19 protein-coding genes and 1 tRNA gene are annotated in these 23,579 nt (G+C 73.6%); 10 read left to right on the forward strand and 10 right to left on the reverse strand.

Translation table 11 applies throughout. The features are described from left to right. Positions 1 to 218: 218 nt before the first annotated feature. Genes AYX06_RS14705 through AYX06_RS14715 form a run of 3 tightly spaced genes read right to left on the reverse strand, consistent with a single transcriptional unit; the run spans position 219 to position 3,500 of the window. Positions 219 to 1,892 carry an FAD-binding oxidoreductase gene (locus tag AYX06_RS14705; RefSeq protein ID WP_062736398.1) on the reverse strand — a complete coding sequence of 558 codons (1,674 nt, stop codon included), beginning with the start codon at positions 1,890 to 1,892 and terminating at the stop codon, positions 219 to 221. A 37-nt stretch (positions 1,893 to 1,929) separates the two neighbouring features. Beyond that, entirely contained in the window at positions 1,930 to 2,715 is a 786-nt protein-coding gene (locus AYX06_RS14710; RefSeq protein WP_062736399.1) for a lysophospholipid acyltransferase family protein, read from the reverse strand. Next, positions 2,712 to 3,500: an SDR family NAD(P)-dependent oxidoreductase gene (locus tag AYX06_RS14715; RefSeq protein WP_062736400.1), complete on the reverse strand. Its 789-nt coding sequence runs from the start codon at positions 3,498 to 3,500 to the stop codon at positions 2,712 to 2,714. The genes AYX06_RS14710 and AYX06_RS14715 overlap by 4 nt, the downstream gene beginning before the upstream one ends. Positions 3,501 to 3,646: 146 nt before the next feature. On the opposite strand from AYX06_RS14715, the gene AYX06_RS14720 reads away from it, so the two are divergent. Together AYX06_RS14720 and AYX06_RS14725 are read left to right on the forward strand one after the other, a co-directional pair. After that, positions 3,647 to 5,902, forward strand: a complete 2,256-nt coding sequence (locus AYX06_RS14720) for an HAD-IB family hydrolase (RefSeq protein WP_062736401.1) — start codon at positions 3,647 to 3,649, stop codon at positions 5,900 to 5,902. Positions 5,903 to 5,939: 37 nt separating this feature from the next. Then, entirely contained in the window at positions 5,940 to 6,515 is a 576-nt protein-coding gene (locus tag AYX06_RS14725; protein WP_062736402.1) for a TetR/AcrR family transcriptional regulator, read from the forward strand. A gap of 19 nt (positions 6,516 to 6,534) precedes the next feature. On the opposite strand, the gene AYX06_RS14730 is transcribed toward AYX06_RS14725, so the two are convergent. Further along, positions 6,535 to 7,812, reverse strand: a complete 1,278-nt coding sequence (locus AYX06_RS14730; protein WP_062736403.1) for a DUF4032 domain-containing protein — start codon at positions 7,810 to 7,812, stop codon at positions 6,535 to 6,537. A gap of 96 nt (positions 7,813 to 7,908) precedes the next feature. On the opposite strand from AYX06_RS14730, the gene AYX06_RS14735 reads away from it, so the two are divergent. After that, entirely contained in the window at positions 7,909 to 8,730 is an 822-nt protein-coding gene (locus AYX06_RS14735; protein WP_062736404.1) for a MurR/RpiR family transcriptional regulator, read from the forward strand. 185 nt (positions 8,731 to 8,915) lie between these two features. Further along, a complete protein-coding gene (locus AYX06_RS14740) occupies positions 8,916 to 9,116 on the forward strand; it encodes a hypothetical protein (RefSeq protein ID WP_062736405.1) in 201 nt (66 codons plus the stop codon). Positions 9,117 to 9,187: 71 nt separating this feature from the next. On the opposite strand, the gene AYX06_RS14745 is transcribed toward AYX06_RS14740, so the two are convergent. The 3 genes from AYX06_RS14745 to AYX06_RS14755 form a co-directional block, all read right to left on the reverse strand. Then, complete coding sequence (locus tag AYX06_RS14745) at positions 9,188 to 10,327, reverse strand: ABC transporter ATP-binding protein (protein WP_062736406.1); 1,140 nt, start codon at positions 10,325 to 10,327, stop codon at positions 9,188 to 9,190. A gap of 159 nt (positions 10,328 to 10,486) precedes the next feature. Next, positions 10,487 to 11,296, reverse strand: a complete 810-nt coding sequence (gene otsB, locus AYX06_RS14750; RefSeq protein WP_062736407.1) for a trehalose-phosphatase — start codon at positions 11,294 to 11,296, stop codon at positions 10,487 to 10,489. Then, a complete protein-coding gene (locus AYX06_RS14755) occupies positions 11,293 to 12,843 on the reverse strand; it encodes an alpha,alpha-trehalose-phosphate synthase (UDP-forming) (protein ID WP_062736408.1) in 1,551 nt (516 codons plus the stop codon). The genes otsB and AYX06_RS14755 overlap by 4 nt, the downstream gene beginning before the upstream one ends. A gap of 166 nt (positions 12,844 to 13,009) precedes the next feature. Between AYX06_RS14755 and AYX06_RS14760 the strand changes: the two genes are divergently transcribed. The 4 genes from AYX06_RS14760 to opgC all read left to right on the forward strand — a co-directional run bounded on the left by AYX06_RS14760 (position 13,010) and on the right by opgC (position 17,685). Beyond that, positions 13,010 to 13,870, forward strand: a complete 861-nt coding sequence (locus tag AYX06_RS14760) for a DsbA family protein (RefSeq protein ID WP_062736409.1) — start codon at positions 13,010 to 13,012, stop codon at positions 13,868 to 13,870. A 155-nt stretch (positions 13,871 to 14,025) separates the two neighbouring features. Beyond that, positions 14,026 to 14,102: transfer RNA gene (locus AYX06_RS14765), tRNA-Thr, on the forward strand. 439 nt (positions 14,103 to 14,541) lie between these two features. Continuing rightward, entirely contained in the window at positions 14,542 to 15,027 is a 486-nt protein-coding gene (locus tag AYX06_RS14770; RefSeq protein ID WP_062736410.1) for a hypothetical protein, read from the forward strand. Between the two features lie 210 nt (positions 15,028 to 15,237). Then, entirely contained in the window at positions 15,238 to 17,685 is a 2,448-nt protein-coding gene (opgC, locus tag AYX06_RS14775) for an OpgC domain-containing protein (protein ID WP_062736411.1), read from the forward strand. 96 nt (positions 17,686 to 17,781) lie between these two features. Here opgC and AYX06_RS14780 read toward each other — a convergent pair whose 3' ends face one another. After that, positions 17,782 to 19,005: a PP2C family protein-serine/threonine phosphatase gene (locus AYX06_RS14780; protein ID WP_062736412.1), complete on the reverse strand. Its 1,224-nt coding sequence runs from the start codon at positions 19,003 to 19,005 to the stop codon at positions 17,782 to 17,784. 158 nt (positions 19,006 to 19,163) lie between these two features. On the opposite strand from AYX06_RS14780, the gene AYX06_RS14785 reads away from it, so the two are divergent. Next, positions 19,164 to 19,889, forward strand: a complete 726-nt coding sequence (locus AYX06_RS14785) for a hypothetical protein (protein ID WP_062736413.1) — start codon at positions 19,164 to 19,166, stop codon at positions 19,887 to 19,889. Between the two features lie 19 nt (positions 19,890 to 19,908). Further along, positions 19,909 to 22,128, forward strand: a complete 2,220-nt coding sequence (locus AYX06_RS14790; RefSeq protein ID WP_062736414.1) for a L,D-transpeptidase family protein — start codon at positions 19,909 to 19,911, stop codon at positions 22,126 to 22,128. A 91-nt stretch (positions 22,129 to 22,219) separates the two neighbouring features. On the opposite strand, the gene AYX06_RS14795 is transcribed toward AYX06_RS14790, so the two are convergent. Beyond that, positions 22,220 to 22,822, reverse strand: a complete 603-nt coding sequence (locus AYX06_RS14795; RefSeq protein WP_062736415.1) for a TIGR03085 family metal-binding protein — start codon at positions 22,820 to 22,822, stop codon at positions 22,220 to 22,222. 96 nt (positions 22,823 to 22,918) lie between these two features. After that, on the reverse strand, positions 22,919 to 23,374 hold the full coding sequence (locus tag AYX06_RS14800; protein ID WP_062737111.1) for a DUF3817 domain-containing protein: 456 nt from the start codon (positions 23,372 to 23,374) through the stop codon (positions 22,919 to 22,921). Positions 23,375 to 23,579 lie beyond the last annotated feature (205 nt).

Below are 23,579 nucleotides of genomic sequence, written 5' to 3' on the forward strand. Positions count from 1 at the left end.
CCATCCCCTCTCACCGTTCGAAGCGGCTCCCCGAGGACGGGGGCTCTCCCGCGCCCTGTCGCGGGAAGACCTCGACGGGCCCGACACTACCCTCAGGTGCCGAGGCAGTGACCTGCTGCGGCAGGGCGTCTCCGGCCGGTGCCCGGAGACGGATCTGTTCGTGCGGCAGGCCCCCACCCGCGCGGGGTGGGGGCCTGCCGCACGAACGGGTCCGGGGGTCAGCTGACGATCTTGCCCGGGTTGAGGTTGCCGCCCGGGTCGGTGGCGCTGAAGAGGCGGCGCATGAGGTCGACTCCCTCGGGGGAGACGTCCTGCTCCATCCAGGGGCTGTGCTCCAGGCCCACGCCGTGATGGTGGGACAGGGTTCCGCCGGCGTCGATGAAGGCCTGCTGGACGGCGCTCTTGATCGCGGCGTACTCGCCGTGCGGGTCCGCGCCGATCTCGTAGCCGAAGGTGAAGTAGAGGCACGCCCCGGCGTGGTAGGAGTGCGACATGTGGGACATGATCCACCCGGTCTTGCCCTGTGCGGCGAAGGCCCGGTGCGCGGCGTCGTAGGCCGCCTTGTGCACGGTGGTGAGCTTGGACCACGGGGCGGCCGTCTCCGAGACGTCGCCGATGGTGTTCTGCTCGAGCAGGAAGTCCCGCAGGTACGGGGTGTCGAACTTCTTCTGGTCGTAGAGGGCGCCGGGGCCCGAGCCCAGGACCAGCGCGCCCTGCTTCTTCACGAGGCCGGCCACGGCCTTCTTGCGGCGCTCGACCTCGGCCTTCTCGCCCTCGAAGCAGACATAGGCGATGCACATGGCGTCGGTGTCCCAGCCGCGGCGGCGCATGACCTCCCACAGCAGGTCCTGGCCCTTGGCCGTGACCTTCTTCTTGAGCGTGGTCGGGGCCTTCTGCGTGGACAGGGAGAACGCGGTCTCGTGCGCGTCGGAGACGCGGGCGAAGGTGGTCCGGATGTCGGACCGGGCGATGTCGTGCATCGCGGTGAGCGCCTGCTGCCAGGTGGGGAACATGTACGCGATGACCTCGCGCTGCTCCGCGATGCGGTGGACGTGCACGTCCAGCTGCGTGATCACGCCGAGCCGGCCCTCGGAGCCGATGATCATCTCCCGCAGGCTCGGACCCGTGGAGGTCGACGGGAGCGGGCGCAGCACCACGGTGCCGCCGGGCCGGACCACTCGCAGCCCGCGCACGATGTCGGCGATGTCCCCGTACTTGTCCGACTGCATCCCGGAGGACCGGGTGGCGGCCCAGCCGCCGAGGGTGGAGTGCGTGAAGGAGTCGGGGAAGTGGCCCAGGGTCCACCCGCGGGCGTTGAGCTGGTCCTCCATGTCCGGGCCCAGGACACCGGCCTCGATGGTGGCCAGGCCCGAGGTCTCGTCGATGGAGAGCACCCGGTTCAGCCGCCCCAGATCCAGGGAGACGATCGTTCGTTCTTCGGTGGGGTCCGGCTGGAGGCTGCGCGAGATGCTCGTGCCGCCGCCGAAGGGGATGACCACCAGGTCCCGCTCGACGGCCAGCCGCAGCACCGCGGCGACCTCGTCCTCGGCACCGGGATAGACGACGACGTCGGGCACCCGGGCGAAGTCGCCGGCCCGGGTGAGCAGCAGTTCGGTCACGGACTTGCCGGCCCAGTGCACGATCCGCAGCTCGTCGTCGAGGCTCACGTGCTCGGCGCCGGTGACCGACCGCAGGGCGGCCAGGACGTCGTCGTCCGCGCGGGAGGCCGGGACGCTCACCGTCGCGAAGTCGATGGTGTCCCGCTGCCGCGGGCGCAGGTCGACGTCCAGGGCCTTCTTCACGAAGGGGGCGAAGGCCGGCTTGTTCGCGTACTCGAAGTGCACGCCCTCCTCGCCCCAGCCCCACCACTTCATGTGCTTCACGTGTGCCATCTGCGCAGTACTCTCCTGGTTCTCGGGGTGGGGGTGCTCAGGCGTCGATGCGCGGACGGTGCTCGGCGTAGAGCGCGCGCACCGACGACTCGATGCGCTCGTTGAAGGCCGCGGTGGGCTCCTTGTCCCGGGCGACGAGGGGCTCGCCGACGGCCACCACGACGCGGGGCCGGCCGGGGCGCGGCCACTTGCTGCCGTGCGGCATGGCCTCGTGCGCGCCGATCAGGGCGACCGGGAGCACCGGCACGCCCACGGCCTTGGCCAGGCCCGCGGCGCCGATCTTGAAGGGCGCCATCCGGCCCGTGCGGGAGCGGGTCCCCTCGGGGAAGACGAGCAGGGGGACGCCGGCCTTCAGCAGCTGCTTGGACAGCCCGCGGTTGGCCCCCGTGCCGGTGCGGTCCACCGGGAACGCGTTGAAGATCAGCTCCGTGAACATCCGCTTGTGCGGGGCGGTGAAGAAGTAGTCCGCGGCCACCCCGGTCGCCAGGTCCCGGCGGACGCGCCGGGGCACGGAGCCGAGCACCAGCGGGGCGTCGAGGTGGCTGGAGTGGTTGGCCACCACGATGCAGGGGCCGTCGAGGGCCTCGGCCGCCGGATGGGTCACCACGGTGCGGCGCACCGTGCGGTAGGCCAGCCCGTGCAGGAACACCCGCTGGGCGATCCGGCGGGCCAGCCGGCGCCGGGGGTCCCGGAACCGCGCGGGGTCCAGCTGCGCGGAGGAGGCGGGCGGGGCGGACGGGGCCGGCTCGGAGGCGGAGGTCTCGCCCCCGCCGTCGATGGAGCGCCGGACCGGGACCTGGTCGTGGTGCTTGCGGCGGTTCACGACCCGGCCGCCCGTTCCTTCTGGCGGGCGGAGGCGACCATGCCGGAGATCCGCCGGACCGCGAACCGCGGCAGGTGCCGCAGGACGGCCCCGAGGGCCCGGTAGCGCTTGGTCGGCATCGAGATCACCTTGCCGCGGGCGACGTCGTCGAGGGCCTCCTCGACCACGCGCTCCGGGGTGAGCCACATGAAGGAGGGGATCGAGGAGCCGGTGATGCCCGCGCGCTCGTGGAACTCCGTGCGCACCCAGCCGGGCAGCAGCGCGGTGACGTGCACGCCCGTGCCGTGGAGCTCCACGGCCAGTGCCTCGGTGAACGCGGTGGTGTAGGCCTTGATCGCCGAGTACGAGCCCATCGTGATCAGCCCCGCGATGGAGGACACGTTGATGATCCAGCCGGACCCGCGCGCCGTCATGGCCCGGGCCGCGGCGGAGGACAGGACCAGCACGGCCCGGCACATGACCTCGAACGCGCGGTCGTGGGCGCCGGTGTCCGGGGCGGTGAAGGGCGTCTTCACGGAGAAGCCGGCGTTGTTCACCAGCACGTCCACCGGGCGCAGCGGGTCCTCGACGCGGGCGGCCACCCGGTCGACGTCGGCGCGGTCCGCGAGATCCGCCGCCAGCACCTCGACGGGCACGCCGTGCTCCGCGCGCAGACGGGCCGCCGTCTGCTCGAGGCGGTCCGCGTCGCGGGCGACCAGAACCAGGGCATTTCCACGGCGGGCCAGGGCATCGGCGAACGCGGCGCCGATGCCGGACGTCCCCCCCGTCACGAGAGCGGTAAGCATGAGATCTAGGCTACACTACGGTAGCCGTAGCGTAACCGGGAGCGGTCCGCGCGCGGGTCGCCGTCGCCGCCCGCCGTGCCGGTCCGCCCCAGCCCCCGCCCGCACCGCACCGTCGGCGGACCAGCACACCATCCGGAGGAACCCCGTTGACCGAGACCCCCACCACGCGCGTTCTGCTGACGGGAGCCACCGGCTTCCTGGGGCAGGCCGTGCTCGAACGGCTGCTCTCCGCCCACGACGGCGTGCACGTCACCGCCGTCGTGCGGCCCAAGGGCAGCACCAGCGGGGCGCAGCGCCTGCGGCAGCTGCTGCGCAAGCCGGCCTTCCGCACCTGGCGGGAGTCGATGGGGGAGCGGGCCGAGCAGGTCTTCGCGGAGCGCACCGCGGTGCTCGAGGGGGACCTGTCCGCGCTGGCGGAGATCACCGAGCCGTTCGACGTGGTGATCCACTCGGCCTCCACCGTGTCCTTCGACCCGCCGATCCACGAGGCGTTCAGCACGAACGTCGGCGGTGCCATCGGGCTCTACGACGCGCTGCTGAGCTCCGGGCAGGACCCGCACGTCATCCACGTCTCCACCTGCTACGTGGGCGGGATCGCGAAGGGGCTGCGCCCCGAGGCCCCCGTGGACCACGACGTGGACTGGGCGGCCGAGTTCGACGCCGCCCTGCGGGCCCGTGAGGAGGCCGACATGGCCTCGCGCACGCCCGAGCGGCTCCAGGCCCTCATCGACGACGCCACCGCCGGCCACGGCAAGGAGGGCCCCAAGTCCGTGGCCCGCGCCGCGGAGGCCGCCCGGGAGGAGTGGGTGCGCACCCGCCTCGTCGAGTACGGGCGCACCCGGGCCCAGTCGCTGGGGTGGACCGACATCTACACCTTCACCAAGGCCCTGGGCGAGCGCGTCGCCGAGCAGAAGTGGGCCGGTGCCGGGCACCGGCTGTCCGTGGTGCGGCCCTCCATCATCGAGTCGGCCCTGCGCCACCCCTACCCGGGCTGGATCGACGGCTACAAGGTGGCCGACCCGCTGATCATGGCCTACGCCAAGGGCGCGCTGCCGGAGTTCCCCGGCCTGCCGGACTCGGTGCTGGACGTCATCCCCGTCGACTTCGTGGTCAACGCGATCGTGGCGCTGGCCGTGGGCGGGCACCGGGACGCGTCCGGCACGCCCACCCCCGCGGGGGCCGAGGCCCCCGAACCCGGCTTCTACCAGGTGTGCTCGGGGGCCTCGAACCCGCTGCCGTTCCACCAGATGTACGAGAACGTGCTGGCGTTCTTCACCGCGCACCCGATCCAGGACGACGAGGGCAACCCGATCCGGGTGCCCGAGTGGAAGTTCCCCGCGAACAACGCCGTGGAGCGCTCCCTGGCGGTCAAGGAGAAGCTCTCCGCGGTGGGCGGGAAACTGACCGCGGCCCTGCCGGCGACCTCCCGCACCCGGGAGTGGGCGAACTCCATGCACAAGATGCAGTCCGGGCTCGGCTCCCTGCGCACCTACGTGGACCTCTACCAGTCCTACACGCGCACGGAGATGATCTTCGACGACGCCCGCACCCGCCAGCTCAACGACTCCCTGCCGGCCGGCACGCCGGAGGACCGCACCTTCGACGTCCGGTCCATCGACTGGGCCGACTACTGGCAGAACGTGCACCTGCCCGCGCTGACCGAGATGACCAAGGCCTACGGCCGGCTCCGCGCCGCGTCCCGGCGGCGCAACGCGCCCCGGCGGACGCTCCGCGAGGGCACCGACGTGCTCGCCGTCTTCGACCTCGAGGGCACCGTGCTCAACTCCACGGTCATCCACCAGTACCTGCAGCTGCGCCGCCGCACCCTGGGCCTCGCGAAGTGGCCCGCGGAGGCGGTCGACCTCGTCTCGAGCGCCCCGACCTACCTGAAGGCCGAGAAGCGGGACCGCGGCGAGTTCATCCGCGCGTTCATGCGCCGCTACGAGGGGGTCCCCGCCCGGACCGTGCGCGATCAGGTGGCCGGGCCGCTGGGCCGGGACATGCGGCGCCTCCTGCGCCCGGGGGCACTGGCCCGGATCGAGGAGCACCGCGCCGCGGGGCACCGCACGGTCCTGGTCACGGGCTCCATCGACCTGCTCGTGGAGCCCCTCGCCCACCTGTTCGACGAGGTCGTGGCCGGGCGGATGGACGAGCGCGACGGCGTGATGACCGGCTACCTGGCCACCCCGCCCCTGGTCGACGAGGCCAGGGCCCAGTGGCTGAAGAAGTACGCGGAGCAGGGCGGGTACGACCTCACCCGGTCCTACGGCTACGGGGACTCCCACGCGGACGCCAGCTGGCTGGTGCTGATGGGCCACCCCTACACCGTCAACCCCGACCTGCCCCTCTACCGGCTGGCGAAGAAGAACCACTGGCCCATCGAGGACTGGAAGACCGTCTGACCGTCCCGGACAGGGGCGGCGAGCAGGAGGGGCGACGATGGCCGACGACGACCGGGCCGATCCGCGCACCGTCAGCACGGACAAGAAGATCACCGCCGCGGCGCTCGCCCTCCTGCGGGAGGGCGGGCCGCAGCGGGTGAGCATCGAGGCGGTCTCGGCCGCCTCGGGCGTGGCCAAGACCTCGATCTACCGCCGCTACGCCAACAGCCTGGAGATGCTCGAGGGCGCCCTCGAGGTGGCCGTGTCCACGTACTCCCCGCAGCGGCCGAGCGCGCCCGCGAGCTGGGACGAGGGCCTGGCCGAGGCGCTGCACTTCCTGCTGCACGACATGGGCATCGGCGTGGCCGTCTCGCTCCTGAGCGAGCCGCACTCGGAGACCTCCCGGGTGCTGCGCACCCACCTGGTCCGTCCGCGGGTGGAGCGGCTCAAGGAGCTGTTCGCCGCCGAGATCGCCGCGGGACGGCTCAGCCCGGAGCTGGACGTCGACGTCGTTCTGGACTTCGTGCTCGGCTCCGCCTACTCCCACGTCGCCCGCTACGGCAGCCTGGGGGAGGACTGGCCCCAGCGGGTGCACCGGACCCTGACAGGGGTCCTGGAGGCGCACCGCCCGTGACCGTGCGGGGCCGCAGGGCTCAGAAGATCTCGCGCTCGTCCGGTCGCTGGGCCAGCTGCGAGGCCACGTAGTCCTCGACGGCCGCGAGGGTCGGCACGTCCTTGCCGGCGCGCTCGGACATGAACCAGCGGTGCTCCAGGACCTCGTGCACGATCTCCGCCGGCTCGAGCTTGCGCCGCATCGGCGGGGTCACCGCCTCCATGATGGGGGAGAAGACCTCCCGCATCCACAGCTGCGCCACGAGGTCGTCGGGCAGGCCCGGGTAGAGGGCCCGGCCGAGCTGGTCGATGTCCGTCAGCAGCCGCCGCGCCTGGTTCTCGTGCGTCCGCAGCCCGGTGAGCCGCTGCAGGCGCCGGGTGTGGTGGCCGGGCTCCACGACCTGGGGGCGCAGTCGGATCCGCCCGTCGACGGTGTCCATGGAGGCCTCCTCGACGTCGAAGCCCAGCTCGTTGAGCCGGCGCACCCGCTCGACCACGCGCCAGCGCTCGTCCATGCTGAAGGACTCCTCGTCCATCAGCGCGCTCCACAGGGAGGTGTAGCTGGCCACGAGCCGGTCGGAGACCTCGAACGGGTCGATGGGGTCCTCGAGCTCGTGGCCCTCCTCGGCGGCCCCGGCGAGCAGGTCCATGATCTCCCCGGCCACGTTGGTGCGGGCCAGCTCGATGTCGTACTCGCGCTGCCCCCGGCTCAGCGCCGGGTGGATCTCCCCGGTCTCCGCGTCCACGAGATAGGCGGCGAAGGCCCCGGCATCCCGGCGGAACAGGGTGTTCGACAGCGAGACGTCGCCCCAGTAGAACCCGGACAGGTGCATCTGCACGATCAGCGAGGCGAGCGCGTCGACGAGCAGGATGACCGTCTGGGCGCTGGGCCCCGCCGAGAAGATCGCGCGGTAGGGCAGGGAGAAGCTCAGGTGGTCGGTGATGAGAGCCGCCGGCAGCGCTTCGCCCTCGGGGGTGTACCGGTCGGTGACCACGGAGTCGGGCACCACCGACGGGGCGCCCATGCGCTGGAGCCGGCGCAGCGTGGCGTACTCGTGCCGGGCGTAGTGCGGCACGGTCTCCTTGATCGCCACGACCTTCTCGCCGGCCCGGGCGAAGCGCACCACGTGCCGGGAGAGGCCGCGGGGGTAGGCCACCAGCACGTCGTCCGGCCACTGCTCCAGGGGCAGGTGCCAGGGCAGCTCCAGCAGCACGGGGTCGAGGAAGGCCGTCTGGATGGAGACCCGGCCGCTTCCCCCGGCGGGCCCGGGCTCGTCCTGCGGCGCCGGAGGGGCGGGTGTGCTGAGAGGACCCTTCATAAGGGGCAATGCTAGCAACCGGTGCCCGCCCGCCGATCGGGCTCCGGGGTGCCTCCGGCCCCCGGTCCCCCGGCTCGGGTCGCTAGGGTGGGAGGCGTGTCGATCGAACAGCGCATCCACGCGCACTACGCCGGGCTCTCGCCGCAGGAGCGGCGGGCCGCCGACCTGATCCTGGACCACCTCGACGACCTCGCGCTGTACAGCTCGGCGGAGCTGGCGCAGATGAGCGGGGTCTCCCGCGCCACCCTGTCCCGGCTGTACCGGCACCTCGGCTTCGAGTCCTTCACGGAGCTGCGCGAGACGGCCCGCACGCTGCGCCAGCAGGGCGTGCCCCTCGGCGCCGACGGCGACCCGGAGCTCGGCCAGCACCTCGACCAGGAGCTGCGCAACCTGCGCAAGGCGCTGGACCCGGCCGGGGAGGACCGCACCGCCCGGGCCGTGCACGCGCTCGCCGGGGCGCGGCGGGTGCTGGTGATCGGCATGCGCAACAGCTATCCGGTCGCCCTGCACCTCAAGCAGCAGCTGCAGCAGGCACGCGACGACGTCCGGCTCGCACCGCTGCCCGGCCAGACGCTCGGCGAGGAGCTCGTGGGTCTCGGCCAGGACGACGTGGTCGTGCTGCTGGGCTTCCGGCGCCGGCCCCGCGGCTTCGAGCGGCTCGTGGCGGTGTGCGCCGGGACCGGGGCGCGCACGGTCCTCGTCGCGGACGGCACGGCGCGGCGGCACGCCGCGGCGGTGGACCTGTGGATCGAGTGCCCCCTCGACAGCATGGGGCCCTTCGACTCCTACGCGGCCGCCATGAGCCTGGTCGCCGTGCTGGCCGACGGGGTGCTGGCGGCCACCGGGGCGGAGGGCCGGCAGCGGGTCGGCCGCGCGGCCGAGCTCTACGCGGAGCTTGACGAGCTCGACCTGCGCTGACCCGGACACGGCCGAGACCGGGACGCCCCGGCCCCGCCTCCCGGGGCCGGGCGCCCGGGTGCGCCCGGCCCGGACGCCGGCGCCACCTGGTGCGCTCGGGCGCCCGTTCGGTTAGAATTCATCAGTCGGCTGTCAATTCTGGGCCGGGCGCACGGCGTCCCGGTCCGTACCGAAAGGAACACGCCATGCACGATCCTCAGGCTCTCGCCCAGGCGGAGACGCACCTCATCCACGTGCTCGAGCACTCGGACCCGCCCCGCGACGCCAGCCGGTTCAACGTCACGGCCGCGGCCCAGGAGTACCACGAGCGCACGGGCAGCTGGGACCTGCGCGAGGCCGACCCCGGGGCCGTGGAGGAGATCCTCGCCCGGCACCCGGCCGGCTGACCCGCACACGCCGCGGCGCCCTTCCCCGGTGGGGAAGGGCGCCGCGGCGTGTGGTGGGACCGGTGTGGGGGTCAGTCGGGCAGGCGGGTGCCGGTGGTGGTGTCGAAGAGGTGGACGTGGTCCAGGTTCGGGGCGACCCAGATGGTGGTCCCGGCCCGCGGCGGGGTGCGGCCCTCCACGCGCACGACGATCTCGTGGGCGGCGGGGGCGTCCTCCTCGACCTGGCCGGTGGGGTCGACCTGCACGATGGTGTTGGCGGCGGTGACCGGGGCCAGATGCCCGTAGACGAAGGCGTCGGCCCCCAGTTCCTCGACCACGTCGGCCACGATCGGCAGCCCGGTGCCCTCCCCGGCGGGGGTGAGGTCCTCGGGGCGGATCCCGACGGTGACCTGGGAGCCGGTGAGCCCGGTGCGCTGGGCGGGGGTCAGCGGGATGTGCAGGGTGCCCAGCTGGACCCCGGTCTCGGTGACCGGGGAGCGGAAGAGGTTCATCGCCGGGGAGCCGATGAACCCGGCGACGAACTCGGTGGCGGGGGCGTCGTAGAGGGCCCGGGGGGTGTCGACCTGCATCAGCACCCCGTCCTTGAGCACCGCGACCCTATCGCCCATGGTCATCGCCTCGACCTGGTCGTGGGTGACGTAGACGGTGGTGACCCCCAGCCGGCGGGTGAGGGAGGCGATCTGGGTGCGGGTCTGCACGCGCAGCTTCGCGTCGAGGTTCGACAGCGGCTCGTCCATCAGGAACACCTGCGGGGAGCGCACGATCGCCCGGCCCATGGCCACCCGCTGGCGCTGCCCGCCGGACAGGGCCTTGGGCTTGCGGTCCAGGTAGTCGGTGAGGTCCAGGATCTTGGCGGCCTCCTCGACCCGGGTCCGGCGCTCCTCGGGGCTGACCTTGGCGATCTTCAGGGCGAAGCCCATGTTCTCGGCCACGGTCATGTGCGGGTAGAGGGCGTAGTTCTGGAAGACCATCGCGATGTCGCGGTCCCGGGAGGGCACGTCGGTGACGTCGCGGTCCCCGATGTAGATGTTGCCGGCGGTGACCTCCTCCAGGCCGGCCAGCATCCGCAGGGTGGTGGACTTCCCGCACCCGGAAGGGCCCACCAGGACCAGGAACTCCCCGTCGGCGACCTCCAGATCCAGGTCGGTGACCGAGGGCCGCTCGGCCCCCGGGTACTGGCAGGTGACATTGGCGTAGCGCACAGCAGACATGAATCAAGCCTCTTTCCCGGCAGGCACGTGCCGGACGATCCGAAGGAGAAGAGCAACCCCCACAGGTGACGGGGGCCACAGTGATCCTAATCACTGTGGCGCCTTCCGCGCCACCGGCGTCTCATCGGCGCGCGGCCGCCGACTCGGCGGTGCCCGCGCTCAGGACAGAGCGGTCCTCCGCAGCTCGACCAGCCGGGCGAGCACTCCGGCCAGCTCGGCCGGAGAGGCGACCCGGTGCGCCGCCGCGCTCTCCCCGCTGCCCACCTTGATGCCGAGATCGCCCGGACCGAGCTCCCGCATGGCGTTCTCGTCCGTGACGTCGTCGCCGGCGAAGAGGGTGACCTCGGCCCCGGTCGCCTGCATGAACGCCGTGATGCCCTCACCCTTCGTGGCGGAGTGCACCGAGGACTCGACCACGTGCTGGCCCGGGGTGATCTTCAGCCCGTCCAGCTGCTCGAAGGCCTCGATCATCTCCTGCTCGGCGCGGGCGGACGACGCCTGGTCCACCATCGTGCGGGTGTGGAAGGCCGCCCCGGTGGGCTTGAGCTCGAGCCGGGATCCCGGGTACCGGGCCACCTGCGCCTCCACGAGTGCGGCCGCCCGGCCGAGCAGGTCCTGCTGGGCCGGGGAGAGCCGCAGCTCCGAGTCCGCCGCGGCGTCCCCGAGCGCGTCGAGGTGCAGCTCGGCCCCGTGCGAGCCGGAGAGCAGCATCCGGCCGTCGGGGTCCACGACGGCGCGCAGGAAGTGCAGGGGCCGCCCCGAGATGACGGCCACGTAGGTCCGGTCCAGCGCCAGCAGCTGCTCGAGGGCGGTCTGCGCCTCCGGCAGCGCCCGGCTGTCGCCGGGGTCGTCCGTGAACGGGGCCAGGGTGCCGTCGAAGTCCAGGGCGACCAGCAGCGTCCCGGCCGCCGCCGCCCGGTCGAGAGCCTGCTCGAGCGCCGGCCGGGCGTCGTCGTGGGTGTCCGTCACTGTTCCTCCTCGGTGGTGTCGCGGGTGGTGTCGCGGGTGGTGTCGCCGGTGGCGCCGCCGGTGGCGCGGTCGGAACGGGTGCCGGCGAGGTCGCGCAGGAACGCCTCCGACCAGTCGTTGACGTCGTTGCCCAGCACCTGGCGCCGCATCGCGCGCATCCGCTTCTTCGCCTCGGCCGCCGGCATGTCCTTGGCCCGCAGCATCGCGTCCTTCAGCCCGTCGATGTCGTGCGGGTTCACCAGCAGCGCCTGCTTGAGCTGCTCGGCGGCGCCGGTGAACTCGGAGAGCACCAGGGTCCCGGACCCGTCGGTCTTCGCCGCGACGTACTCCTTGGCCACCAGGTTCATGCCGTCCCGGAGCGAGGTCACCAGCATCACGTCGGTCGCGAGGTAGAGCGCCACCATCTCCTCGAACGGATAGCCGTGGTGCAGGTACCGGATCGCGGTGTGCGAGATCGTGTCGTGCTGGCCGTTGAGATGACCCACCAGGCCCTCCACGTCCTCGCGCAGCTGGACGTAGGACTCCACCCGTTCCCGCGAGGGATTGGCCACCTGCACCAGCACCGACGGTCCGACCGTCAGCTTCCCGTCCTGCAGCAGCTCCCCGTAGGCCTTGATGCGGTGCAGGATGCCCTTGGTGTAGTCGAGCCGGTCGACCCCGAGGAAAACGGTCTCCGGGTCGCCGAGCTCGTGCCGGATCTCCCGCGCGCGCTCCTTGACCTCCGGGCGCGAGGCCAGCTCCTGGATCGCCTGGGCGTCGATGGAGATCGGGTAGGACTGGGCGCGCACCGTCCAGGCGGCGTCGTCGGTGCCGAACCGGGCCCGGCCCTGCCGGAACGGCACGTCCAGGAACCGGCGCACGCAGCGCTGGAAGTTCTGGGCGTCGCCCGGGCGCTGGAAGCCGATGAGGTCGGCGCCCGAGAGGCCCTCGAGGACCGCTCGCCGCCAGGGGAGCTGCGCGAAGATCTCGAGCGGGGGGAAGGGGATGTGGTTGAAGAAGCCGATGGTCAGGTCCGGGCGGAGGTCCCGCAGCAGCTTGGGCACCAGCTGCAGCTGGTAGTCCTGCACCCACACGGTCGCGTTCTGCGCGGCGACCTCGGCGGTCCGCTCCGCGAAGCGGCGGTTGACCCGGCGATAGGTGTTCCACCAGGCGCGGTGGAACTCCGGGGGCGCGATGACGTCGTGGTAGAGCGGCCACAGGGTCGCGTTCGAGAACCCCTCGTAGTAGGCCTCGACCTCCGCGCCGGAGAGCGGGACGGGCGCCAAGTGGAACACGTCGTGGTCGAAGCGCTCCAGCACCTCGTCGGCCGCGCCGTGCCAGCCCACCCAGGCGCCGGTGTTGCGGGCCATCACCGGGGACAGGGCCGCCACGAGGCCGCCGGGGGAGCGGCGCCAGGAGGACGCGCCGTCCTCGACGACGCGCTCGACCGGCAGCCGGTTCGAGACCACGACGAAGTCGTAGCCGGTGTCCTGCGGCACGTCCGTCCGCGGCGCGGGCACCTCCTCCAGATCGGCCGAGGAGGCGGTGGGGGTCTGCTCTGCACTCACGAGGGGTCCTTCCGGTGGGGCGTCATCGTCCTGCGCCCCAGTCTATTCATCAGTGTGCTCACCTTTCCGTCTGGGGATCTCCTGAGTCGGCGGGCCGCGAGGGGGTCCGATAATCTGGGCGACGACACGTCCGCATCCGCCCCCGAGGATTCTTCGAAGAGGACCCATGGCATCCAGCAGCACGACCCCCGACCCCCGGAACCGCGACGCCGCCCGCGAGCGCGCCCGGCAGCTCGCCGACCAGCACGCCCGCCAGGACAAGCGGTCCCGCCGGCTGCTGCAGTTCGGCATCCTCGCCCTGGTCCTCGTGATCCTCGCGGTGATCGGGGTGGTCGTGGCGCAGAACCGGGCCGAGCAGATCCCCGAGGCCGGCCCGGTGCCCGCCTCCGCCAACCAGTGGGGCGGCACCGTCCTGACCGCGGACGGCATCCGCACCGGCGAGTCGGAGGTGGACCAGCGCGATCTGGGCGAGGTCCCCGAGGCGCCGGAGACCCCGGACAACTCCGCGGTGCCGCCGGGCGTCGAGGCCGCGGGGGAGGGCGAGCCCGTGCCGGTCGTGATCTTCCAGGACTTCGAGTGCGTGCACTGCGCCGACTTCGAGACCGAGAACGGTGAGGCCCTCGAGGAGGCCGTGACGTCCGGGGACATCACCCTGGAGTACCGCAACCTCAACTTCCTGGACCGGGCCACGCCCACGCAGTACTCCTCCCGCGCCGCGGCCGCCGCCTACGAGGTGGGCAACCAGGTTTCCACCGAGCAGTACCTCGCCTTCGTCGAGGAGGTGTTCTCGCACCAGGGCAGCGGCGGCCTGGACGACGAGCAGCTCGTGGAGATCGCCTCCACGCACGGCGCGGACATCGCGACCGCGCTGGAGGAGAACATCTGGCGCCCCATGGTCAACGTGGTCTCGCAGGAGTCCCTGGCCAACGGCGTCTCCGGCACCCCGACGGTGTTCATCGACGGTGAGCGGCTCGGCAACGAGGCGTTCCAGGACGCCCTCGACGAGGCCTTGGCGGACCAGAAGTAGGTCTCCCGCACTCGGGAAGGAGCGGCGGCGCCGCGCCCTGCGGGGTGCGGCGCCGCCGCTCCGTCCGGGGCCGCGGGGATTTCGGGGTCCTCGGAGACGTCCGATATCCTGGGACCCCGGTCGCCGGGGCCGTACACGGCACCCGGGGACAGCCCGCCTCCTTAGCTCAGCTGGCCAGAGCACCTGTCTTGTAAACAGGGGGTCACCGGTTCGAATCCGGTAGGGGGCTCCACAGCACACGGTCGTTGCAAGCGCGACCACTCATGACGTCACATGTTGCGGCGAGGTCTCGGAGCGGGGCGGCCGCTCCCCGATGCCCGGCGGTCGCCCGGGCGCGCGGGATCTGGGCCCACGTGCCGCGAACCCGCGCCGACGGTGTGGGGCGGTGGTGCGAAAGCCCTGGTCAGCGCCCGTCCGGCGGCCTCCGGCCCGCGGTGTGGGCCACGACCCCGAGCGCGCAGGCGCCACGCCGGAGAGGCATCCGGAGGATCCGTCGCTGGGGTGCCGCGGTGAGGCGGAACCATGACGGCGTCCGCTCCGCCCACGGTCTTGAACCGTGACTCGGGGCGCTCCTACGGTGTTCATGCCTGTTCTCCAGGCGAGACCTCCGACCCAGGTCGGTGAACATCCCGCCGCACGGCGACCCACCGCCACGGCCATCAGGAGCAGTCATGGACCCACTGCGGAAGACCCTCGTCGGCACGGCACTGGCCGCCCTCCTCCTGGGAGGGGCGGCCAGCTCGGCGGCCGCGGGTTCGGACGAGGACGACGGCGCCGATCACGGCAGCGCGTACGACGACCGATACGACTACGGCGACAAGAACGGCTCCCGGGACGGGGACGACCACGGGGAGGACGACGGGCGCTGGTACGGCTACCACCGCTCCGGCCCGGACGATCGCGGCCACGACCACGATCGCGACCACCACGACGGGAACTGGGACGACGGGTACCGGGACGGCGGGTACCGGGACGGCGACGGCACGAATGCCGGTGAGGACCGCGAGGACCACTGGTACTACTGCGAGAAGCACGACCTGTGGCACTGGGTCGACCACGGCGACAAGAAGAGCCGCGCGCACCACGACCGCATGGACGACGGGGGCAAGCACCAGCACGAGAAGGGCCGCGACCACCACCACGGGCACCAGCACTGAGCCGGCCGAGGCGGAGCGGCGGATGCGCGTGATGCGGCGCCAGGTGCTGGGCAACGACGTCGACGACTGGTCGGAGGCGTTCCTGCGCGACCTCGCCGGCTGACGCCCTCCGGCGCGCCCGGCGCGTCGCCGCCGGGTTCACCTCGCCGGGCGGCGGCCGCGGGGACAATGTGTGCGACCCTCCTCCGCACCCCCCATCGGAGCGCCTCTGTGACGTCCACCGTCGGCCCCCGCCCGCCCCCGCCCGCCGTCGTGGCCGCGCTGCTGACGGTGCTGGCCCTCGTCCTGCTGCCGGCCGGCCCGGCGCGCGCGGCGGAGACGCCGGAGCCCGGCGCCCCGTACCTGGGCGCCGTGCTGGACTGGGGCACCGACTCCGCCGCCGGGTACGCCGGCCGGCTCGGCGAGCCGGCCGCGGTCTACGGGCGGCCGGTGCCGCTGCCGATGGACGACCGCGAGCAGGGCCATCTGCGGCACTTCCTGTCCCAGGTCGCGGCGCAGGGCGGGCACGCCCTGCTCACCGTCCGCCCCGACGTCGCGCTGGACCGGGTGGACGAGGCGCGAGCCGCCGTTCTCGCCGGGCAGCTGGCCGACGTCGCGCAGGACTTCGACGGCACGGTGTTCGTCCGGTTCGCGCCGCAGATGAACGCGTCCTGGGTGCCGTGGGGCCAGCAGCCCGAGGCCTACACCCGGGCGTTCCGGGCCGTGGCCGCCGCGCTGGACGACCGGCTCGAGGACCCCGTGATGGTGTGGTCGCCCACGGCCGGGACCGACTACCCGTTCCGCGCCCCGACGTCCTCCGCCCCGGAGGGAGCGGACCTCGCGCCCCTGGACACCGACGGGAACGGGACCTGGGACCGGGACGACGACGCCTACGGCCCCTACTACCCGGGCGACGACGTCGTGGACTGGGTGGGGCTGTCCGCCTACCACGACGAGACCGGCAGCGGCGAGGCCCGCAACACCGTCCCGGGCCCGGACGAGTTCAGCACGCTGCTGGGCGGGGCCGGCGCCTCGGACGGCTTCTACGCCGCCTACGCCGCCGCGCGCGACAAACCCCTCATGGCGGAGACGGGGTCCTTCTGGAGCCCGGAGGCGGGCGGACCCTCCGCCCTCGAGGTCAAGGCCCCGTGGTGGGACCAGGTGCTCGCGACGGCCTCCTCCGAGGCCTACGACCGGATCGGCGCGGTCGTGTGGAACGAGACCGTCGAGGAGCGCACGGGCGGGGCGGTCGCGGTCGACTGGCGCTCCACCGCCGATCCCGCCCTCGCCGCCGCCTTCCGGGAGCGCGTGCAGGCCTCCTCCCTCGTGGCGGGGCCGGTGACCGAGCAGGCGGCGCTGCCGGGCGCGGCCCCCTCCGCCCCGGGGATCGTCCTGCAGGGCCCCGTCGCGTGGGCCGCGGCGGCGGCCGTCCTCGGCGCCGGGCTGCTCCTGTGCCTGCTGCCCCGCGCGCGGTCCGCGCGGGCGTGGCGCTACGCGGAGCCCTCGCCGCGCGACAGCCGGATCGACATGCTGCGCGGAGTCGCGATCGTCTTCGTCGTCGTCAACCACGTGGGCCTCACCTCGCTGTTCCAGTCGTTCACGCAGGAGGCCGTGGGCGTGGTCTCGGGGGCGGAGCTGTTCGTGCTGCTCTCCGGGGCCGTGCTCGGCATGGTCTACGGGCCCCGGGTCCGCGGCGAGCTCGGCGAGGTCGTCGACCGCACCACCGCGCGGGCGTGGAAGCTCTACGTGACCGCCCTGGTCGTCGTGCTCCTCGTCTACGCACTCAGCAGGATCCCCGTCCTGGAGTCGGGGGCCGTCACCACGTTCACGGACCAGGGCACCGGTGCCGCCGGTGCGGGGGCCGCCGGCAGCACGTACGACCTCTACGCGGGCATGGACGGGCTCTTCGCCTTCCCCGTCCAGGCCCACGTGATCCCCGCCGTGCTCCTGCTGCAGGTGGGGCCGTGGCAGTTCAACATCATGGGGCTGTACGTGGTCCTGATCCTGGTGAGCCCGCTGGTGCTGGCCGCACTGGCCCGCGGCCGGGCCTGGCTGGTCCTGCTGATCAGCGCCGGGCTCTACACCGTCGGCACGGTCTTCCGGATCCGGCTGCTGCCCTCCCAGTTCGAGGACTCGTTCCCGCTGCTCGTGTGGCAGGTGCTGTTCGTGCTCGGCATGGTGGCCGGGTTCCACCGGCGGCAGATCGTCGGCTGGTTCGCCGACCGGCGCCGACGGCCGCTGCTCGTCGCCTGCCTTCTGCTGGCCGTGGCCCTCGCGCTGTTCTCCTGGTCCGGTCCCTACGCCAGCAGCAGCTACGACGTCCGGCTGGCCCTGCTGCCGGAGGCCGTCTTCCGCGCCGTCTACGACGGCTACTTCGGCCGGACCTGGCTCGGGATCGGCCGGCTGGTCAACGTGCTCCTGGTGGTCGTGGCGGGATACGCCCTGCTCAGCGCCTACTGGGCGGTGCTCCGGCGTGCGCTGGGCTGGTTCCTCATCCCGCTGGGCCGGGCCAGCCTCTACGTCTTCGTCATGCACGTGTTCCTGATCCTGGCCGTGGCCAACATCCCGGTGCTCGAACAGGGCGACCTGTGGGTCAACACCCTGGCCTACGTCGCCGTCCTGGGCCTGCTGTGGGTCATGGTGCGGACCCGGTTCCTCTTCGGGATCGTTCCCCGCTGAGGACCGTCCGCGCCGAGGCCGGCGGGCCGGCCCGGGCGATGACGGCGCCGCGGGCGCCGGTGCGGCCGCCGCCGGCCGGTCCGGGCGGAGGGCGGCTCAGGCGGTGGGATCCTCCTGGCGGAGCCGCCGCAGCACCACCACCGTGACGTCGTCCGGGTGCCCGTGCCGGCGGGCGAAGCCGATGGCCCGGTCCACGAGCTCCTGCGCGGCCATCCCGGTGGGATCGGCCCGCAGGGCCCGTTCCAGCGTCTCCTCGAGGGAGGGGAAGAAGTCCAGGAACCCGTCGCTGACGACCACGAGCGTCTCGCCCGGCTGCAGCACGGTGCTGTGGGCGTCCCACGAGTCGTCCAGGAAGATGCCCAGCGGCGGGCCCGAGCGCTCCAGCCGCCGGTGCCCGCCGGCGGTGAAGACGAACGCGAGTCCGTGCCCGGCGTCGACGTAGTCGAGCCGTCCCGTGGCCGGGTCGAGGCGGGCGGAGAACGCGGTGACGAACGCCCCGGTGTCGCTCAGCAGATCCGCCGAGGCGGTGGCGACCCGCGCGAAAGCCGTCCGCTGGTCGTTGAACTGCGCGGCGCCCACGAGCATCGCCCGCACCGAGGCCGCGATCAGCGCCGCCGGGATCCCCTTGCCCATGACGTCGGCCACGTGCAGCTGCAGCCGGTCGCCGTCCACGGGGTGCCACGCGAAGAAGTCGCCGCCGATCTCCCGGGCGGGCACGCAGCGCCCGGCCAGCTCGTAGCCGGCCACGTGCGGGGCCGTCCGGGGCATGAGGACCTGCTGGACCTCGGCGGCGCGGTCCAGTTCGCGCTGCAGCTCCAGCTCCCGCTCGACCCAGCCGGCCATCTCCTGCAGCAGCGACTGCTGGTCGGCGCTCAGCCGGCGCGGCCGGGTGTCGAACAGGCACAGCGAGCCCACCCGCTCCCCGCCCGGTGCCCGGAGCGGCTGGCCGGCGTAGAAGCGCACGTGCGGGTCCCGGCGGACGAACACGTTCTCGCGGAAGCGGTCGTCGGCGGTCGCGTCGGGCACGATCAGGGTGTCCGGCTGCTGGACGGTGTGGCGGCACATCGAGTCACCGGAGGGTGTGCTCCCCAGCCCGGCCAGGCCCGTCTCGGCCTTGGTCCACTGCCGGTCGGCGTCGATGAAGTTGACGGCGACCATGGGCACGTCGAAGACGCGCTGGGCCAGGCGCACGATCCGGTCGTAGCGCTCCTCGCGGGGGGTGTCCAGGATCTCCAGGGCGTGCAGGGCCTCCACCCGGGCCGCCTCGGTCGCCTCGGTCGTCTCGGCGGTCCCTGCGGTGTCAGGGACGTCGGGAGCCATGCCCTTCACCCTATGCAACGCCGGGCCCCGGCAGGCTCCGAAGGTGTCCCGCGCCACACCGCGTCACGCTGATCACGAATGCAAATGGCCGTGTAGCGTGAGCCCCAACGACCGGCCCGGTCGGGTTCCTGCCCCAGGACCGTGCAGAGGAGTCCCCCATGACAGCCCTGTTCCCCCCGTCGCGCGGCCGGCGCGCCGGGACCGTCGGCGCAGCGCTGCTCGCTCTGGCGCTGACCGGGTGCTCGGGAGACCCGGGCGGCGGCGGCCCGGCCTCTTCCGCGGCGGCGTCCTCCCCGGAGGCCTCCGGGGCGGAGGCCTCCGGGGCGGAGGCCTCCGGGGCGGTGGAACCCGGGGCGCCAGCATCCGGGACGACGGCGTCCGGGGCCGCGAGCTCCCCGGCGGCGTCGGGGACCCCGGAGCCCGGCACCGCCGGGCCGGGGAGCGCCGCGCCCTCGGGCAACGACGTGGCCCCCTACGACGACACCGCCACCCGGGACGCCGCCGCCGCGTTCGGCTCCACCCAGCAGCTCACCGACTCCCTGGCGGGGACGGTCGAGGGGCCGCGACCGGCGACCACGGGACAGCGCCCGGTCCGTGCCGCTCCCGGCACCCCGGTGCAGGTGTTCACCGTGACCCTCACCAACACGGGCACCGACCCGGTCGACGCGGTGCCCTGGTCCTTCCCGGTGGCCGTCGCCGGCGACGAGCCCGCGGTGCCCGCCTACGACGAGTCGCTCGGCGTGCGGATGGAGACCTTCCCGACCATCGCCCCCGGCGGGTCCGCCTCGCTGGACGTCGCCTTCAGCGCGGCGCCCGACGCCGACCTCGCCGTGCGGGTCTTCGACAACACCACCCCCGACCACTACGTCGAGTTCACCGACTGACCCCCAGCGAGGGACCCCCATGAAGATCTCAGCTCTGCGCATCCCCGCCGCCCTCGCGGCCTGCCTCGCCGTCGTCCTCGCCGGCGCCCCGGGCGCGTCCGCGGCTCCGCCGTCCCCCGCGCCCGGCGTGGCGACGGCTCCCACGGCAACGGGCGGGACCGCGACGGCCACCGCCGCGGCGCCGCTCGCACCGGTCGACGACGCGGTGGCCACGGCCGGTCCGGGACGCACGGTCGCCGTGGACGTCCTGGCCAACGACGGGCTCCTGGACCCCGCCCGGGTGCGGCTGCTGCTCGTGGACCCCTCCGCCCCCCGGGGCGAGGACCCGCTCGCGGACGAGCTGCGCACGGACGCCGGGTCGCTGCGCGTCATCACCCCGGGCACGGCGCCCGCGGAGCTGCCCGAGGGCTGGCTGCCGCCCGAGCACCCCGTGCTCGCCCTGACCCCGGCGGAGGACGCACCGGCCGGTGCCGTGGAGGTCGGCTACGCCGTGCAGGACGCCGCGGGCGCCGAGGCGCGCGCGGTGCTCACCGTGGCCCCGGGAGGCTCCTCAGCACCCTCCGCCGCGGCGGAGCCCACCGGCGAGGCGCAGCCCACGATCGAGGCGGAGGCCACGAGCGAGGCGGAGCCCACCGCTTCGACGGAGCCCACGAGCGAGGCGGAGCCCACCGGGGAGGCGAGCACCGCGCCGGCGAGCGAGCCCACGGCGGACCCCCCGGACGGGCTGACGGCCGAGCCCTCCGCGGGGAGCCGTGCGGCCGCCGCGGAGGCCGCCGCGGACGTCCCGGTCGAGGTCCGGCGGGCCCTGGAGGCCGCCGCCGCCCGGGTGGCGGCCCGCTCGGGGGAGCCGACCGCCGGCATGCGCCCGTGGAAGGGCGGCTGGGAGTGGCCGCACCGGAACGGCGTCGTCCTGTGGCACGAGGCGCACGGGGCGCACTACGTGCAGCTGCGGGGCGCCATCGGCCAGAAGTGGCTGCGCTCCGGAGACGCGGACGTGCTGGGCTGGCCGCTCGGGGACGAGGCCTGCGCCCCGACCGGGTGCCGGCAGGCGTTCTCGGGCCACCGCACGATCTACTGGACGTCCTCCACCGGGGCGCACACGGTGAACACCCGGGGGGCGATCGGGCACAAGTGGATCCTCGGCGGGCGCGAGAGCGGGCTCTACGGGTACCCGACGACCGACGAGGTGTGCGGCATGGCCGGGGGCGGGTGCCGGCAGTCGTTCACGGGCCACCGCACGATCTACTGGACGTCCTCCACCGGGGCGCGCACGGTGAACACCCGGGGGGCGATCGGGCACAAGTGGATCCTCGGCGGGCGCACGGCCGGGCTCTACGGGTACCCGACGACCGACGAGGTGTGCGGGCTCGTCGGGGGCGGGTGCCGGCAGTCCTTCACCAAGGCCCACACGATCTACTGGAGCCCCGGGACCGGCGCGCGGGCCGTGAAGACCGGCGGCGCCATCGGGCAGCGCTGGATCGGGACGGGACGGGAGCGGGGGAGCCTGGGCTACCCCGTCACGGACGAGGTCGGGACCGGGACCGTGCACCAGAAGTTCCAGCGCGGCCTCGTCACCTGGAGCCGCTCCGCGGGGTCCCGGATCCACCTGTTCCGCGGGGAGTGCCAGAACCTCAACAACGGCCGCTCGGTGCAGCCGACCCGCAACGCGGGGCGGGTGTCCCTGACCATCGCCGAGGGCTACGGCCGGTCCGAGGCCACCTTCGTCAACTGCGTGCGGATCGGCGGCAGCTACGTCGAGGAGTGGCGCACGTCCGCCTACGTGGGCGCCAGCGGCTTCAAGCGCCCGGGGGTCCCCTCCGGGCACACGCAGTACCTGTACTCGCCGCAGGGCTCGTACTCGGTCACGGAGTCCTTCGGGGTCTACAACCCGGGCACCGCGCTGCCCTACCGCCCCCTCAACCCGAACTCCCGGTGGGGCGGGCGCCTGGGCACCCTGTACAACAAGTACTTCGAGTCCACCGGCTACACCTGGCCGGACGAGAACATGTGGTACTTCGCGCAGTCCGGGGACTACCGGCTGGGCGTCGTCATCAACTACAACCGCCCGCCCGACTCGCCGATCGTCCAGGGCAACGGCTTCGCGATCTTCCTGCACGCCAACAAGAAGCCCACCGCCGGGTGCATCGCCCTGCACGAGCACGAGGTCGCCCGGTACATGCGCACCGCGCGGCCCGGCGACCGGATCATCATGGGCGTCCGGGCGGACCTGTTCCGCTGACCGGGTGAGGCCGAGGGCCCGGCCACCGGCGGAAGGGGGGGACCGCGCGCCGCGCGGTCCCCCCCTTTCCGCCGTCCGGGCGGGAGACGGTCTACTCGACCGTCTCCTCCACGCGGGCCTGCCCGCGCCGGCCGAAGGCCCACAGCAGCAGCTCGCTGGGCACGGCGCGCAGCACCCGCACCGTGCCCGTCCGGCCCCGGCCCCCGCGCACGGCGCCGTAGGAGGGCGCGATGAGCACCACGGTGTCCTCCTCGTCCTTGAGCATGACCTTGGCCACGAGACTCAGGCCCTGCCACAGCGCCTGCTCCTCGTCGTGCAGCAGCGGACGGTCGTGCCACTCGGGCTGGGCGCGGCGGGCGTCCTCGTGGTGGACGAAGAACTCCACGGTGTTCATCCGCTTGTCCAGCGGGCCCAGTCGCGCCGGCGAGTACAGCGGCGGGTGCTCGACCTTGCGCACGAGCTCCTCCCACGGCTGCCGGGCCACGGCCTCCTCGGCGCGCCGGGCCCGGTCGCGCAGCACCGGCACCCGGGACAGGGCCCGGCCGGCCAGGACGTCGGGCCGGCCGTCGCGCAGCACGAGGTGCACGGCGAGGTCACGGGTGGTCCAGCCCTCGCACAGCGTGGGGGCGTCGGGGCCCAGCCGGCGCAGGAGCGCGGCGAGGTGCCGGCGCTCGACATTGGCGAAATTGGTCACGTGGTTCCTCCTCGTGGCCCGCCGACGGTCGGCGGTGCCGTCCCGGGGACCACGCTATACCGGGGCCCCGGGACCCGGAACCGCCCGCGCCGCGGCTCAGCCGCGGGGGACCGGCGGACCCAGGTGGAGCAGCACCGAGGTCACGGCCGCCACCGCGACCAGGCCCACCAGGGCGGCCAGCAGCGGGCTGCGCAGGGACCACGCCTGCACCCGCTCCGGCACGGTGGCCGGACGCTCGCAGCCCGGGGCCAGGCGCCAGCCGCCGGCGAGCCGCCCCGAGCGCTGCGCGCGGCGCTCGAAGGGGATCGTGGCCCAGGGGACGACGGCACTGGCCAGGCCCAGCACCCCGAAGCCCACGGGCCACTGCTGGTCCACCCACACGAAGCACGTCACCAGGCAGTAGCCGAGGAACACGACCCCGTGCAGCATCCCGAAGACCGGGACGAAGGCCTCGGAGACCCCCGTGTACTTCAGCACCATGCCGAGGATCAGCAGGGTCCAGGTCACCGCCTCCGCGAGGGCGAAGCGGCCGTAGAGCTCACGGGGGGTCATGGGGTGCTCTCCTGCAGGTCGGGTGCGGCGGGGTCCCGTCGGGATCCCCGGGACGGAGAAGAGGCCGGCACCGGGTGCCGCGCGGGCGTCCCGGGACCGGGGGGCCTCCTCGCCGGGCCGGGTGTCCCGCTCGAGGGCCCGCCCGTCCTCCGTCCCCAGGATGATATCGGCGTTCCGCGGGCCCCGCCGCATCGACGGGACCACT

The sequence above is a fragment of the Kocuria turfanensis genome (assembly GCF_001580365.1).
Taxonomy (GTDB): domain Bacteria; phylum Actinomycetota; class Actinomycetes; order Actinomycetales; family Micrococcaceae; genus Kocuria; species Kocuria turfanensis.